The 15,267-nt window shown below is 66.9% G+C and carries 8 protein-coding genes; 1 reads left to right on the top strand and 7 read right to left on the bottom strand.

The window, feature by feature from the left end; all coding sequences use genetic code 11:
• Window positions 1–41: 41 nt before the first annotated feature.
• Genes fusA through rpsL form a run of 3 tightly spaced genes read right to left on the bottom strand, consistent with a single transcriptional unit; the run spans window position 42 to window position 3,058 of the window.
• On the bottom strand, window positions 42–2,174 hold the full coding sequence (gene fusA, locus ACFVS6_RS17075) for an elongation factor G (RefSeq protein ID WP_389704571.1): 2,133 nt from the start codon (window positions 2,172–2,174) through the stop codon (window positions 42–44).
• 39 nt (window positions 2,175–2,213) lie between these two features.
• Window positions 2,214–2,684: a 30S ribosomal protein S7 gene (gene rpsG / locus ACFVS6_RS17070; RefSeq protein WP_266626462.1), complete on the bottom strand. Its 471-nt coding sequence runs from the start codon at window positions 2,682–2,684 to the stop codon at window positions 2,214–2,216.
• 2 nt (window positions 2,685–2,686) lie between these two features.
• Window positions 2,687–3,058: a 30S ribosomal protein S12 gene (gene rpsL / locus ACFVS6_RS17065; RefSeq protein WP_007265893.1), complete on the bottom strand. Its 372-nt coding sequence runs from the start codon at window positions 3,056–3,058 to the stop codon at window positions 2,687–2,689.
• Between the two features lie 402 nt (window positions 3,059–3,460).
• Between rpsL and ACFVS6_RS17060 the strand changes: the two genes are divergently transcribed.
• Complete coding sequence (locus ACFVS6_RS17060) at window positions 3,461–5,947, top strand: YfhO family protein (protein ID WP_389704569.1); 2,487 nt, start codon at window positions 3,461–3,463, stop codon at window positions 5,945–5,947.
• A 219-nt stretch (window positions 5,948–6,166) separates the two neighbouring features.
• On the opposite strand, the gene ACFVS6_RS17055 is transcribed toward ACFVS6_RS17060, so the two are convergent.
• The 4 genes from ACFVS6_RS17055 to rplJ all read right to left on the bottom strand — a co-directional run bounded on the left by ACFVS6_RS17055 (window position 6,167) and on the right by rplJ (window position 15,234).
• On the bottom strand, window positions 6,167–10,066 hold the full coding sequence (locus ACFVS6_RS17055; RefSeq protein ID WP_389704567.1) for a DNA-directed RNA polymerase subunit beta': 3,900 nt from the start codon (window positions 10,064–10,066) through the stop codon (window positions 6,167–6,169).
• Between the two features lie 97 nt (window positions 10,067–10,163).
• Window positions 10,164–13,646, bottom strand: a complete 3,483-nt coding sequence (gene rpoB, locus ACFVS6_RS17050; RefSeq protein WP_281204226.1) for a DNA-directed RNA polymerase subunit beta — start codon at window positions 13,644–13,646, stop codon at window positions 10,164–10,166.
• A 566-nt stretch (window positions 13,647–14,212) separates the two neighbouring features.
• Window positions 14,213–14,593 (bottom strand): 50S ribosomal protein L7/L12, encoded by a 381-nt coding sequence (rplL, locus tag ACFVS6_RS17045; RefSeq protein WP_281204225.1) that lies wholly within the window; start codon window positions 14,591–14,593, stop codon window positions 14,213–14,215.
• A gap of 110 nt (window positions 14,594–14,703) precedes the next feature.
• Complete coding sequence (rplJ, locus tag ACFVS6_RS17040; RefSeq protein WP_215144029.1) at window positions 14,704–15,234, bottom strand: 50S ribosomal protein L10; 531 nt, start codon at window positions 15,232–15,234, stop codon at window positions 14,704–14,706.
• Between the last annotated feature and the right edge of the window lie 33 nt (window positions 15,235–15,267).

The raw sequence follows: 15,267 nt of genomic DNA, 5'->3' as shown, positions 1-15,267 counted from the left end.
AGAGGCTCCGGTGACAAGCCTAAAGCGTGTACTCGGAAGAGTTACTCGCCCTTGGCCTTCGCGATGATCTCCTCAGCGACGTTCCGGGGAACCTCGGCGTAGGAGTCGAACTGCATCGAGTAGCTGGCGCGACCCGAGGTCTTGCTGCGGAGGTCTCCGACGTAGCCGAACATCTCCGAAAGCGGCACGAGGCCCTTCACGAGACGAGCGCCGTGACGCTCCTCCATGGCCTGGATCTGGCCACGGCGGGAGTTGATGTCACCGATCACGTCGCCCATGGACTCCTCGGGCGTGGTGACCTCAACGGACATCATCGGCTCGAGCAGGACGGGAGACGCCTTGCGAGCGGCCTCCTTGAATGCCTGCGAACCGGCGATCTTGAAGGCGAGCTCCGAGGAGTCCACCTCGTGGTAGCCACCGTCGAGAAGAATGACGCGAACGCCGGTCATCTCGTAGCCGGCCAGGATGCCGAACTGCATGGCTTCCTGCGCACCGGCGTCGACCGAGGGGATGTACTCCCTCGGGATGCGGCCACCGGTGACCTTGTTGACGAACTCGTACGCCGGACCGTCGGCCTCGAGGATGGGCTCGATCGCGATCTGCACCTTGGCGAACTGACCGGTACCACCGGTCTGCTTCTTGTGGGTGTAGTCGTGACGCTCGACGGTCTTGCGGATCGTCTCGCGGTAGGCCACCTGCGGCTTGCCGACGTTGGCCTCGACCTTGAACTCGCGCTTCATACGGTCGACCAGCACCTCGAGGTGCAGCTCGCCCATACCGCCGAGGATGGTCTGGCCGGTCTCCTCGTCCGAGTGAACGTGGAAGGAGGGGTCCTCCTCCGCGAGAGACTGGATGGCGACACCCAGCTTCTCCTGGTCACCCTTGGACTTGGGCTCGATGGCGACCTGGATGACCGGAGCCGGGAAGTCCATGGACTCCAGGATCACGGGGGCCTTGTCGTCACACAGCGTCTCACCGGTGGTGGTCTGCTTCAGACCCATGACGGCGACGATGTCACCGGCGCCCACCGCGACGATCTCCTCACGCTTGTTCGCGTGCATGCGGTAGATCTTGCCGATGCGCTCCTTCTTGCCCTTGACGGAGTTCAGCACCGCGGTGCCGGCCTCCAGGCGGCCCGAGTAAACCCGGACGAAGGTGAGCTTGCCGAGGTGCGGGTCGCGCATGATCTTGAACGCGAGCGCCGCGAGGGGCTCCTCGTCCGAGGGCTTGCGCTTCACGACGACCTCGGCGTCCCGGACGTCGTGGCCTTCGATGGCCTCGATGTCCAGGGGCGACGGGAGGTAGCGGATGACGGCGTCGAGCAGGGGCTGAACGCCCTTGTTCTTGAACGCCGTGCCACAGAACACCGCGGTGATCGTGGGCTCGCCCTTGCCCTTGCCGGAGCCGAGGATGATGCGACGGACGGCGGCGTGCAGCTGCTCGACGGAGGGCTCGTTGCCCTCCAGGAACAGCTCCATGATCTCGTCGTCGTTCTCGGCGACGGTCTCGACCAGCTTGCCGCGCCACTCTTCAGCAGCCTCGGTGTGCGTGGCCGGGATGTCGACGATGTCGTACATCTCGCCCTTGGTCGCCTCGGCGGACCAGACGAACGCCTTCATCGTGACGAGGTCGACGACACCCTGGAAGTCGGCCTCGGCACCGATGGGGAGCTGCATGACGATCGGAACCGCACCGAGGCGGTCCTTGATCATGTCGACGCAGCGGTGGAACTCGGCGCCGGTGCGGTCGAGCTTGTTGACGAAGCAGATGCGCGGGACGCCGTAGCGGTCCGCCTGACGCCAAACGGTCTCGGACTGCGGCTCAACACCGGCAACACCGTCGAACACGGTGACGGCACCGTCGAGGACGCGGAGCGAACGCTCCACCTCGACGGTGAAGTCGACGTGACCCGGGGTGTCGATGATGTTGATGGTGTGGTCGACGTCTTCGAGCGGCCAGTGACAGGTGGTGGCGGCAGACGTGATGGTGATACCACGCTCCTGCTCCTGCTCCATCCAGTCCATCGTGGCGGCGCCGTCGTGGACCTCACCGATCTTGTAAGACACACCGGTGTAGAACAGGATGCGCTCGGTGGTGGTCGTCTTGCCCGCGTCGATGTGGGCCATGATCCCGATGTTGCGGACCTTGGCCAGGTCAAGCGAAGTGGTAGCCATAAGGCTTCGGTCTTCTCTCGGTCTCGATGTGGGGTGGGACTACCAGCGGTAGTGCGCGAAGGCCTTGTTGGACTCGGCCATCTTGTGCGTGTCCTCACGCTTCTTGACGGCCGCACCGAGGCCGTTCGAGGCGTCGAGGAGCTCGTTCATGAGGCGCTCGGTCATGGTCTTCTCGCGACGGGCGCGGGAGTAACCCACGATCCAGCGCAGCGAGAGGGTGGACGCGCGACCGGGCTTGACCTCGATCGGCACCTGGTAGGTCGCGCCACCGACACGGCGGGACTTGACCTCGAGCGACGGCTTGACGTTCTCCAGCGCGCGCTTCAGCGTGATGACCGGGTCTGCGCCGGTCTTCTCGCGGAGGCCTTCCATGGCGCCGTAAACGATGCGCTCGGCGGTGGAGCGCTTGCCGTTCAGGAGGATCTTGTTGATGAGCGACGTCACCAGAGGAGATGCGTAGACCGGGTCGATGATGACCGGGCGCTTCGGGGCGGGGCCCTTACGAGGCATTCTTACTTCTCCTTCTTGGCGCCGTAGCGGCTGCGGGCCTGCTTGCGGTTCTTGACAGCCTGGGTGTCAAGCGCACCGCGGATGATCTTGTAACGAACACCCGGCAGGTCCTTCACACGGCCACCACGCACGAGCACGATCGAGTGCTCCTGCAGGTTGTGTCCCTCACCCGGAATGTAAGCGGTGACCTCGATGCCGGAGGTCAGACGCACACGCGCGACCTTACGGAGCGCCGAGTTCGGCTTCTTCGGGGTGGTCGTGAACACACGCGTGCAGACGCCGCGACGCTGGGGCGAAGCCTCAAGCGCGGGGGTCTTTGTCTTCTCGACCTTGTCCTGCCGGCCCTTACGGACCAGCTGCTGGATCGTAGGCACTACTTCTCCGGTTTCTGTGTGCCGTGTAGTGAAGCTAACCTGGAACTTTGCCGACCCACGCGGTCGGGTGTGTCGGATCCGGCGGACCTCCGCGCAAGCACGGAAACGCATGGATCGCGGTGGCCGATGCGGGCTCACGTGCGGTTGATGGACACGCACAGGAGCCCAGGCACACCCCAGGCACAAGGTCTGAGCGTACCTACCGCATCCACTCCGGTCAAAACATAAGCCGGGCCCCCGCTGCCGCCGAACCCCCACAGGTCAAGCGCCGCACGGGCGTACGCCCTCCGAGGCGGGCCGGCCGCGCGGAGTTCGAACCGGCGTGGTAGAGCGGGCCAACTACACTTCCAGCGAATCCCAGCGAGTCAGTCCAAAAAACGTACGAGCGCCAGGAGCAGGACATTGGGGACGGTCACCTCGGAGCCGAAGACGGCCGGAAGCCCGCCTCCCGACGACGGCCGGAGCCCCTCGCCACGCCGGCGCGGCCGCCCGACCGGCCTCCACGGTCCGCTCCTCGCGTTCCTGATCACCTCGGGCGCCTTCTGCGCGGCCTGGGTGGCCCGCGGCACCTTCCCCTTCGGCAACACCGGCCGGGCCCTCAACGACCAGGCCAACCAGTACGTCCCGTTCCACCGCGCGCTCTGGGACCTGGTCCACGGCCAGGCCGCCGGCGACGTCCTGTTCACCTGGCGCGGGGGCTTCGGCCAGCAGTTCCTGTCCGACTACTACACGTACCTCGGGAACCCGTTCTCCTGGCTGGCCGTACTCGTTCCGCGCGACCACGTGGACCTGGCCGTCTTCGCGATCACCCCGCTCACCATGGGCACCGCCGCCGCCCTGATGACCGTCTACCTCGGCAAGCTCCAACCGGGCCCGTGGTGGCAGCGGGGGGTGCTCGGGGCGACGTACGGGTTGTGCGGCTGGGCGCTGAGCGACGCCTCGTACATCCCGATGTGGCTGTGGGGCCTGGTGGCCCTGCCGCTGCTGGGGATCGCCGTCGAGTGGTGCCTGGAGGGACGCCGGTGGCCGGGGGTGGCGCTGTTCGTCGCCCTCGCCTGGTTCGGCAACTTCTACACCGCGATGATGGCCACGATGGCCGCCTGCGTACTGCTCGCCATCCGCCTGATCACCCTCGACATGACGGGCGCCCAACGGTTGCGGGCCCTGGCCCGGGCGGCGACCGCGGCGGCGACCGGCATCCTGCTGACGCTGCCCCTGCTGCTGCCGTCGTTCCTGTCCAGCGGGTCGGCGCAGCCCACGACGGCGGGCGCCTTCGACCCGGTGCGGATCGAGGTGTTCCTCGCCGGAATGCTGCCGGCCACGCACCTGTGGGGCGGCCGGCCCCGGCTCTACGTCGCCTCCCTGGGCCTGATCCTGGCCGCGACCTTCCTCTTCAACACGGCCATCGCGAAGCGGACCCGGCTGGTGTGGGCGGCCGCGACCCTGCTCGTGGTCGTCTCCTTCCAGTTCCCGCCGACGCAGTACCTGTGGCACGGGCTGGCCGTGCCCAACGGCAACCCGTACCGCGAGGCGTTCGTCTTCAGCGGCATGGTCGTGGTCCTGGCCTGGCTGGCGCTGGCCAACCGGCCCCGGCCGCTCCACCTGGCGCTCGCCGCCGCGCTGCTGGTCGTGGCCACCTTCGTCCTGCGCCGCACCGACGACTTCGGCGGCTGGACCTGGCCCGCCGTCCTCGGCGGCGGCGCGCTCTCGCTGCTGGCCCTGGTGCTGCTGGTACTGGGTGAGAAGCGCCGGTTCCTGGTCCCGGTGGCCGCCGCCCTGATGGTCGCCGTCGTCTTCGCCGAGTCCACGGCCGCCGCGGCGAACGCCGACGCCCGGCGCGCCCGCGAACGCTGGGCGAAGCCGGCCGCCACCTCCAGCCAGTCGATCACCAACCACTTCGACGCCGTCCGACGGGTGGACGGTTGGCCCGCCCACCGGACGGATTCGGGTGCGCCGCAGACCTCGTACAACGACGCCCTCGCCCTTCGGGCCGAGGGCCCGCAGTACTACAGCAGCTACCTCCCGGAGGCCACGTACCGGGCCCTGGAGCCGCTGGGCTACGGCTACAAGAACGACGGCCGGACGTTCTTCGGCGCCGACAACCCGGTGCTCGACGCGATCTTCTCGATCGGCGCCCGGGTCCGCCCCGGCGCCGCCCCCGACTCCTGGACGGGTACCACCTTCGCGGCGCCGCCCCTGGTCACGCTCCGCCCGACCCCGTACACCTCCCCCAACCCCGCGGACAGCGTCTGGGCCCACCAGGAGAACGTCCTGGGCGCCACGGTGTACCGCGTCCCCGACGTCCGCCGCGGCGGCACCGCCACCACTCAGACGTACGCCGCGCAGTGCGCCCCCGGCTCCGAGGCCTTCTGGTACTCCCCCGAGCTGTACGGGACCCTCGCGCACGGCTCCTCCCGCCGCCCCCTGGAGGACCGGATGAGCGGTGTCCTCCCCCTGGGTCCCGTCCCCGCCTCCGGCGCCGTCGAGGTCACCGTCGAAACCCGGACCGCGAACGCCACGGCCGGCCCCCACCCCGTCGGCTGCCTGGACCGGACCGCCCTGGACACCCGGATCCGCGACCTGACGGCCACCGGCGCCACCTCCGTCGAGGCGGGCGGCCACAGCATCGAGGCCACCCTCCCCCGCGGCGCCTCGGGCACCGCCGTCATCGCCATGACGAACGTCCCGGGCTGGCAGTGCTCGGCCCCGATCCGCCCCTTCCACGGCCTGGTGGCCCTGGACGTCGCGCCGGGCACCTCGAAGGTCTCCTGCACCTTCACCCCGAAGGGCCTCACCCCGGGCCTGGCAGCCGCCGCCCTGGCCCTCCTCACCCTCATCTCGGTCACCACCACCACGTACGTCCGCCGGCGGCACGAGAAGAACGCGTAGGCGCGACCCCCTCGGGTGAGCCCCCGGCCGTCGGGCCGGGGGCTCTTGCGTACCCGGGCAGGACGGGCACGGGAACGGGCACCACGGGACGGGCCCCGCCCGCGACGACCACGGACCCCGCCGGGCATCGCCGGACCCCCCGTACGTCGCCCCCGGGGAAACGCCGCAGGGCGGCCACCCTCTCGGGTGACCGCCCTGCGTTTACCGCTCTGTCGCGACTCAGCCGTTGTACGGGCCGTAGTCGTAGTCCTCCAGCGGGACCGCCTGGCCGGAGCCGGTGCCGAAGGGCGAGTAGTCGATGTCGTCGTAACCGACGGCCGAGTACATCGCTGCCTTGGCTTCCTCGGTCGGCTCCACCCGGATGTTGCGGTAGCGGGCAAGGCCCGTACCGGCCGGGATGAGCTTACCGATGATGACGTTCTCCTTGAGGCCGATGAGGCTGTCGGACTTGGCGTTGATCGCCGCATCCGTCAGGACTCGGGTCGTCTCCTGGAAGGAGGCGGCCGACAGCCAGGATTCCGTCGCCAGCGAGGCCTTGGTGATACCCATCAGCTGCGGACGACCGGAGGCGGGGTGACCGCCCTCGGTGACCACACGACGGTTCTCGGTCTCGAACTTCGAGCGCTCGACGAGCTCGCCCGGCAGGAGCTCCGCGTCGCCGGACTCGATGATCGTCACGCGGCGCAGCATCTGCCGGATGATGATCTCGATGTGCTTGTCGTGGATCGACACGCCCTGCGAGTTGTAGACCTTCTGGACTTCGCCGACCAGGTGGACCTGGACGGCACGCTGGCCGAGGATGCGCAGCACGTCGTGCGGGTTGGTCGCACCCATGGTGAGCTTCTGGCCCACCTCGACGTGGTCGCCCTCGTGCACGATGACCTTGGCGCGCTTGGAGATCGGGAACGCCGTCTCCTCGCTGCCGTCGTCGGGCGTGATGACGATCTTCTTCGTCTTCTCGGTCTCCTCGATCCGCACGCGGCCGGCGGCCTCGGAGATCGGGGCGACACCCTTCGGGGTACGGGCCTCGAAGAGCTCGACGACACGCGGCAGACCCTGCGTGATGTCGTCACCGGCCACACCACCGGTGTGGAAGGTACGCATCGTCAGCTGGGTACCGGGCTCACCGATGGACTGGGCGGCGATGATGCCGACCGCCTCACCGATGTCGACCAGCTTGCCGGTGGCCAGCGAGCGGCCGTAGCAGAAGGCACAGGTGCCGACCGCGGACTCGCAGGTCAGGACCGAGCGGGTCTTGACCTCCTCGACGCCGTTCGCGATGAGGGCGTCGATGAGCACGTCACCGAGGTCCACGTTCGCCGGCGCGATGACCTTGCCGTCGATGACGACGTCCTCGGCCAGCATGCGGGCGTACACGGAGGTCTCGACGTCGTCCGCCTTGCGGAGGACACCCGCCTCGTCCTTGACACCGATCTTGAGCTTGAGGCCGCGCTCGGTGCCGCAGTCCTCCTCGCGGATGATGACGTCCTGCGAGACGTCCACCAGACGACGGGTGAGGTAACCCGAGTCGGCGGTACGCAGGGCGGTGTCCGCCAGACCCTTACGGGCACCGTGCGTGGAGATGAAGTACTCCAGAACGGTGAGGCCCTCACGGAAGGACGCCTTGATCGGACGCGGGATGGTCTCGTTCTTCGCGTTCGACACCAGACCACGCATACCGGCGATCTGTCGCATCTGCATCATGTTTCCTCGGGCACCCGAGTCAACCATCATGAAGATGGGGTTCGTCTTGGGGAAGTTCGCGTTCATCGCCTCGGCGACCTCGTTGGTCGCCTGCGTCCAGATCTGGATGAGCTCCTGAGTGCGCTCCTCCTTGGTGATCAGACCGCGCTCGTACTGCTTCTGGACCTTCTCGTCCTTGGCCTCGTAGCCCGCGACGATTTCCTTCTTCGCCTCGGGAACGACGACGTCGGAGATGGCCACGGTGACGCCCGAACGGGTCGCCCAGTGGAAGCCGGCCGCCTTCAGGTTGTCGAGCGTCGCCGCCACGATGACCTTGGGGTAGCGCTCCGCCAGGTCGTTGACGATCTCGGAGAGCTGCTTCTTGCCCACCGAGTAGTCGACGAACGGGTAGTCCTCGGGCAGCAGCTCGTTGAAGAGCGCGCGACCCAGGGTCGTCTTCAGACGGAAGCTGTCGCCCGGCTGGAACTCCTGCTCGCCCTCCTCGGCGACCGGCGGCACCCAACCGCGCGGCGGGATGGTGCCCACCGGGAAGCGGATGTCGACGGCCGACTGGAGCGCCAGCTCGCCGTTGTCGAACGCCATGGTCGCCTCGGCGGAGGAGCCGAACGCGCGGCCCTCACCCTTGACGTCACGGAGCTCACCGTCGGTGGTCAGGAAGAACAGACCGAGGACCATGTCCTGGGTCGGCATCGTGACCGGACGGCCGTCGGCCGGCTTGAGGATGTTGTTCGAGGACAGCATCAGGATGCGGGCCTCGGCCTGCGCCTCCGCGGAGAGCGGCAGGTGCACGGCCATCTGGTCACCGTCGAAGTCCGCGTTGAACGCGGTGCAGACGAGCGGGTGGATCTGGATGGCCTTGCCTTCGACCAGCTGGGGCTCGAAGGCCTGGATGCCGAGGCGGTGCAGCGTGGGCGCACGGTTCAGGAGGACCGGGTGCTCGGCGATGACCTCTTCGAGGACGTCGTAGACGACCGTGCGGCCGCGCTCGACCATCCGCTTCGCCGACTTGATGTTCTGCGCGTGGTTCAGGTCGACCAGGCGCTTCATCACGAACGGCTTGAAGAGCTCCAGCGCCATGGCCTTGGGCAGACCACACTGGTGCAGCTTCAGCTGCGGACCGACGACGATCACGGAACGCGCGGAGTAGTCCACGCGCTTGCCGAGGAGGTTCTGACGGAATCGACCCTGCTTGCCCTTCAGCATGTCGCTGAGGGACTTCAGGGGACGGTTACCGGGACCGGTCACCGGACGACCACGACGACCGTTGTCGAAGAGGGCGTCGACGGCCTCCTGGAGCATGCGCTTCTCGTTGTTCACGATGATCTCGGGGGCACCGAGGTCGAGAAGGCGCTTCAGGCGGTTGTTGCGGTTGATCACGCGGCGGTACAGGTCGTTCAGGTCGGAGGTCGCGAAGCGGCCACCGTCCAGCTGCACCATCGGACGCAGGTCCGGCGGGATCACCGGCACGCAGTCCAGAACCATGCCCTTGGGGCTGTTGCTGGTCTGCAGGAACGCGGAGACGACCTTGAGGCGCTTGAGCGCACGGGTCTTCTTCTGGCCCTTGCCGGTACGGATGATCTCGCGGAGGCGCTCGGCCTCCTCCTCCAGGTCGAAGGACTCCAGGCGCTTCTGCAGCGCCGCGGCACCCATCGAACCGTCGAAGTACGTACCGAAGCGGTCGCGCAGCTCGCGGTAGAGCAGCTCGTCGCCCTCCAGGTCCTGGACCTTGAGGTTCTTGAAGCGGTTCCACACCTCGTCGAGGCGGTCGATCTCGCGCTGGGCGCGGTCACGGAGCTGCTTCATCTCGCGCTCGGCGCCTTCGCGCACCTTGCGGCGCACGTCGGCCTTGGCGCCCTCGGCCTCAAGCTCGGCCAGGTCGGTCTCGAGCTTCTTGGCGCGGCCTTCGAGGTCCGAGTCGCGACGGTTCTCGATCTGCTGGCGCTCGACGGAGACGTGGGCCTCCAGCGACGGGAGGTCGCGGGTGCGGCGCTCGTCGTCCACGAACGTGATCATGTACGCAGCGAAGTAGATGACCTTTTCGAGGTCCTTCGGCGCGAGGTCCAGCAGGTATCCGAGGCGCGACGGGACGCCCTTGAAGTACCAGATGTGGGTGACGGGAGCGGCAAGCTCGATGTGGCCCATCCGCTCACGACGCACCTTGGCGCGCGTGACCTCGACGCCACAGCGCTCACAGATGATGCCCTTGAAGCGGACACGCTTGTACTTGCCGCAGTAGCACTCCCAGTCCCGGGTAGGACCGAAGATCTTCTCGCAGAAGAGTCCGTCCTTCTCGGGCTTGAGCGTGCGGTAGTTGATGGTCTCCGGCTTCTTGACCTCGCCGTGGGACCAGGTTCGGATGTCGTCCGCGGTGGCAAGGCCGATCCGCAGCTCGTCGAAGAAGTTGACGTCGAGCACTGTGCGTCAATCCCTCTTTCGGGGTCGAGTCTCAATCATGGTCTGAACGGTCCCGGGGATGACGGGGGGCTCTTGAGCGAGCCCCCCGTCAGGCCCGTCAGACCTCTTCGACGCTGCTCGGCTCACGCCGGGACAGGTCGATACCGAGCTCCTCCGCCGCGCGGAAGACGTCCTCGTCGGTGTCGCGCATCTCGATGGACATGCCGTCCGAGGACAGCACCTCCACGTTGAGGCAGAGCGACTGCATTTCCTTGATGAGCACCTTGAAGGACTCGGGAATGCCCGGCTCGGGGATGTTCTCGCCCTTGACGATGGCCTCGTAGACCTTCACGCGGCCGGTGACGTCATCGGACTTGATGGTCAGCAGCTCCTGGAGGGCGTAAGCGGCGCCATAAGCCTCGAGCGCCCACACCTCCATCTCACCGAAGCGCTGGCCACCGAACTGCGCCTTACCACCCAGCGGCTGCTGCGTGATCATCGAGTACGGACCGGTCGACCGCGCGTGGAGCTTGTCGTCGACCAGGTGGTGGAGCTTGAGGATGTACATGTACCCGATGGAGATCGGGTCCGGGAACGGCTCACCGGAGCGGCCGTCGAACAGACGCGCCTTGCCGGACGGCAGGACCAGGCGGTCACCGTCGCGGTTCGGGATGGTGTGCTCGAACAGGCCTGTGAGCTCGTCCTCGCGGGCACCGTCGAACACCGGGGTGGCGACGTTGGTGCCGGGCTCGACGCGGTCGGCGCCGATGACCTTGAGGCGCTCGGCCCACTCCTCACCGAGACCGGAGACGTCCCAACCGCGGCTGGCGAGCCAGCCGAGGTGGATCTCCAGGACCTGGCCCGGGTTCATTCGGGACGGGACACCCAGCGGGTTCAGGATGATGTCGACCGGCGTGCCGTCCTCAAGGAAGGGCATGTCCTCGATCGGAAGGATCTTGGAGATGACACCCTTGTTGCCGTGACGGCCGGCGAGCTTGTCACCATCGGTGATCTTGCGCTTCTGGGCGACGTAGACGCGGACCAGCTGGTTCACGCCCGGAGGAAGCTCGTCGCCCTCCTCGCGGTCGAAGACGCGGACACCGATGACCTTGCCGATCTCACCGTGAGGGACCTTGAGCGAGGTGTCACGCACCTCGCGGGCCTTCTCACCGAAGATCGCGCGGAGCAGGCGCTCCTCGGGGGTCAGCTCGGTCTCGCCCTTGGGCGTGACCTTGCCGACCAGGATGTCGCCGGCGACGACGTCCGCACCGATGCGGATGATGCCGCGCTCGTCGAGGTCGGCGAGGACCTCCTCGGAGACGTTCGGGATGTCCCGGGTGATCTCCTCGGGGCCCAGCTTGGTGTCACGGGCGTCGACCTCGTGCTCCTCGATGTGGATCGAGGAGAGGACGTCGTCCTGCACGAGGCGCTGCGACAGGATGATCGCGTCCTCGTAGTTGTGACCTTCCCAGGGCATGAACGCCACGAGCAGGTTCTTGCCGAGGGCCATTTCGCCCTCTTCGGTCGCGGGACCGTCGGCGAGGACCTGGGACTCGATGATCCGGTCACCCTCGTTGACGATGACCTTCTGGTTGACCGAGGTGCCCTGGTTCGAGCGGGAGAACTTGGCGACGCGGTACGTGGTGTACGTGCCGTCGTCGTTGGCGACGGTGATGTAGTCGGCCGAGACCTCCTGGACGACACCGTCCTTCTCCGCACGGATCGAGTCACCGGCGTCGACCGCACAGCGGTACTCCATGCCGGTGCCGACGAGCGGCGCTTCCGCCTTGATGAGCGGAACGGCCTGGCGCATCATGTTCGCGCCCATGAGGGCGCGGTTGGCGTCGTCGTGCTCCAGGAAGGGGATCATCGCGGTCGCGACGGACACCATCTGGCGCGGGGAGACGTCCATGTAGTCGACGTCGTCGCCGGCGATGTAGTCGATCTCGCCGCCACGACGACGAACCAGCACGCGGTTCTCGGTGAAGCGCATCTCGTCGTTCAGGCCGGCGTTGGCCTGGGCGATGACGAAGCGGTCTTCCTCGTCGGCCGTCAGGTAGTCGACGTCGTCGGTGACGACACCCTCGATGACCTTGCGGTACGGGGTCTCGACGAAACCGAACGCGTTGACGCGGCCGTAGGACGCGAGCGAGCCGATCAGACCGATGTTCGGGCCTTCGGGGGTCTCGATCGGGCACATGCGGCCGTAGTGCGACGGGTGGACGTCTCGGACCTCGAAGCCGGCCCGCTCACGGGACAGACCACCGGGGCCCAGCGCCGACAGACGGCGCTTGTGGGTCAGGCCCGACAGCGGGTTGTTCTGGTCCATGAACTGCGACAGCTGGCTGGTGCCGAAGAACTCCTTGATGGAGGCGACGACCGGCCGGATGTTGATCAGGGTCTGCGGCGTGATCGCCTCGACGTCCTGGGTCGTCATCCGCTCGCGGACGACGCGCTCCATACGAGCCAGACCCGTGCGGACCTGGTTCTGGATGAGCTCGCCGACGTTGCGCAGACGACGGTTGCCGAAGTGGTCGATGTCGTCGGTCTCGACGACGATCGAACGGCCGGACTCACCGGTCGTCTCGGTCTCACCCGCGTGCAGCTTGACCAGGTACTTGATCGTCGCGATCACGTCGTCGGTGGTGAGCACACCGGCGTCGAGCGGCTCGTCGGCGCCGAGCTTCTTGTTCACCTTGTAGCGGCCGACCTTCGCGAGGTCGTAGCGCTTCGGGTTGAAGTAGAGGTTCTCGAGCAGCGTCTGAGCGGCCTCGCGGGTCGGCGGTTCGCCCGGGCGCAGCTTGCGGTAGATGTCGAGCAGCGCGTCGTCCTGGCCCTGGGTGTGGTCCTTCTCCAGGGTGGCGCGCATGGACTCGTACTCGCCGAACTCCTCAAGGATCTGCTCGGTGGTCCAGCCGAGAGCCTTCAGGAGGACGGTGACGGACTGCTTGCGCTTGCGGTCGATGCGGACACCGACCATGTCGCGCTTGTCGACCTCCATCTCCAGCCAGGCACCCCGGGAAGGGATGATCTTGGCGGAGAAGATGTCCTTGTCGGACGTCTTGTCGATGGAGGAGTCGAAGTAGACACCGGGGGAACGGACGAGCTGCGACACGACGACACGCTCGGTGCCGTTGATGACGAAGGTGCCCTTGTTGGTCATGAGCGGGAAGTCGCCCATGAAGACCGTCTGAGACTTGATCTCTCCGGTCTCGTTGTTCGTGAACTCGGCAGTGACGAACAGCGGAGCCGCGTACGTGAAGTCGCGCTCCTTGCACTCGTCGACAGAGTTCTTCGCCGGCTCGAAACGGTGGTCGCGGAAGGTCAGCGACATCGACCCGGAGAAGTCCTCGATCGGCGAGATCTCCTCGAAGATCTCTTCCAGACCGGACTTGGTGGGGACGTCCTGTCCACTCTCAAGCGCCGACTCGACGCGAGACTTCCAGGCGGCGTTGCCGAGCAGCCAGTCAAAGCTCTCGGTCTGCAGCGCCAGGAGGTTCGGAACCTCAAGAGGCTCCTTGATCTTTGCAAAGGAGATGCGCAGCGGGGCGGTGCTGGCACCGTTGTTCGTATTGGTCGAGGCGTTGCGCGAGGCGGCCAAGAGGGGGTCCTTCCGAGGGCTCGGACTCACTACGCGCGTACCGGTCCCAGCCGACACGGAAGACGGACGTTCTCGATCCGGCAGAAAAGACCAGGTCGGAGACGATCAATCAGTGTGCTCAAGCGTGGGCATGCCCCTGGCGACGGGCAGGGGGCAGCTAACAGGCAGCGCAAAGGGTCAGTGTAGCCACTCGGCTCACTGATGTCCAGACCAGGTTTCCGGAAACCGGCAACAGGCCTTCCCCATGTCGTTTGAACTACCCCTGCCAACGCTCGGCATCGCACACAGAGCGCGTATCAGTACTGCCCTCTTCGTAACCGATCCATGCCTGGTATCTCGAATCCCACCGGGCGGAGTCGGCGACGGGACTGAGAATTGCGCGCCGCCGGCCGTTCGTCAAGGCCCCGTGCTCCGAGCGGATCATCTTCGGACCCTGCTCCGGGGCAACGATGATCACCCTACTCCCCAACGAGACCAGGGCAAGTCAGGCACTGCGGGTACGCCAAAGGGCGACCACCCTTACGGGTGATCGCCCTTGGAAGAGGCCTCAGAGAGCCTCAGAGGTGTTACTTGACCTCGACGCCGGCGCCGGCAGCCTTGAGGGCCTCGGCGGCCTTGTCAGCGGCCTCCTTGGCGACCTTCTCGAGGACGGGCTTCGGGGCGCCGTCAACCAGGTCCTTGGCTTCCTTCAGACCCAGGGAGGTCAGCTCGCGCACGACCTTGATGACCTGGATCTTCTTGTCGCCGGCACCGGTGAGGATGACGTCGAACTCGTCCTGCTCCTCGGCGGCCTCAACGGCGGCCGGGGCGCCCGGACCGGCAACGGCGACGGCCGCGGCGGCGGTGACGTCGAACTTCTCCTCGAACGCCTTAACGAACTCGGAGAGCTCGATGAGGGTGAGCTCCTCGAACTGGGCGAGGAGTTCGTCCTGGGTGAGCTTCGCCATGATGGGCGATCCTTCCACTAAATCGGCAGGTGCCGGATGTATATAGAGGCGGGCGTAACGGCCCGCTACGACCCACGCACTAGGCGGCGTGGATCAGTGCGCGAGCCGAATTACTCGGCACCGCCCTGCTCGGCGAGCTTGACGCGAAGCGCTTCCGCGGTGCGGACGAACTTCGACGGCAGCGCCTGGAAGAGCGAGGCAGCCTGGGACTGCTTGCCCTTGAACGCGCCGGCCAGCTTGCTGAGCAGAACCTCGCGGGACTCGAGGTCCGCAAGCTTCTTGATCTCATCGGCGGTGAGCGCCTTACCATCAAGGACACCCGCCTTGATGATGAGGTTGGGGTTTTCCTTGGCGAAGTCACGCAGGCTCTTCGCCGACTCCACCGGGTCACCGGTGATGAAGGCGACCGCGGTCGGACCAGCGAAGTGCTCGTCCAGCGCGGTGATCCCGGCCTGGTTGGCCGCAATCTTGGTCAGCGTGTTCTTCACCACGGCGTACTGGGCGTTCTCACCGAGCGAACGACGCAGCGTCTTGAGCTGCGCGACGGTGAGACCCCGGTACTCGGTCAGCACGGCGGCGTTCGAGCTCTGGAACTGGTCCGTGAGCTCGGCTACCGCGGCAGCCTTGTCGGGCCTTGCCATAGAGCGTCGGCCTCCTTCCGGGTGATGAGGACC

Source organism: Streptomyces sp. NPDC057939 (assembly GCF_042887545.1).
In the GTDB taxonomy this organism is placed as follows: domain Bacteria; phylum Actinomycetota; class Actinomycetes; order Streptomycetales; family Streptomycetaceae; genus Streptomyces.
The sequence above is the reverse complement of the archived record's forward strand: the minus strand, read 5'-3'. Positions and strand labels throughout refer to the sequence as shown.

What these genes read in the sequence shown, in the direction of transcription:
- fusA (WP_389704571.1), bottom strand. Translation starts at nt 2,174, where the DNA reads ATGGCTACCACTTCGCTTGACCTGGCCAAGGTCCGCAACATCGGGATC.
- rpsG (WP_266626462.1), bottom strand. Translation starts at nt 2,684, where the DNA reads ATGCCTCGTAAGGGCCCCGCCCCGAAGCGCCCGGTCATCATCGACCCG.
- rplL (WP_281204225.1), bottom strand. Translation starts at nt 14,593, where the DNA reads ATGGCGAAGCTCACCCAGGACGAACTCCTCGCCCAGTTCGAGGAGCTC.
- rplJ (WP_215144029.1), bottom strand. Translation starts at nt 15,234, where the DNA reads ATGGCAAGGCCCGACAAGGCTGCCGCGGTAGCCGAGCTCACGGACCAG.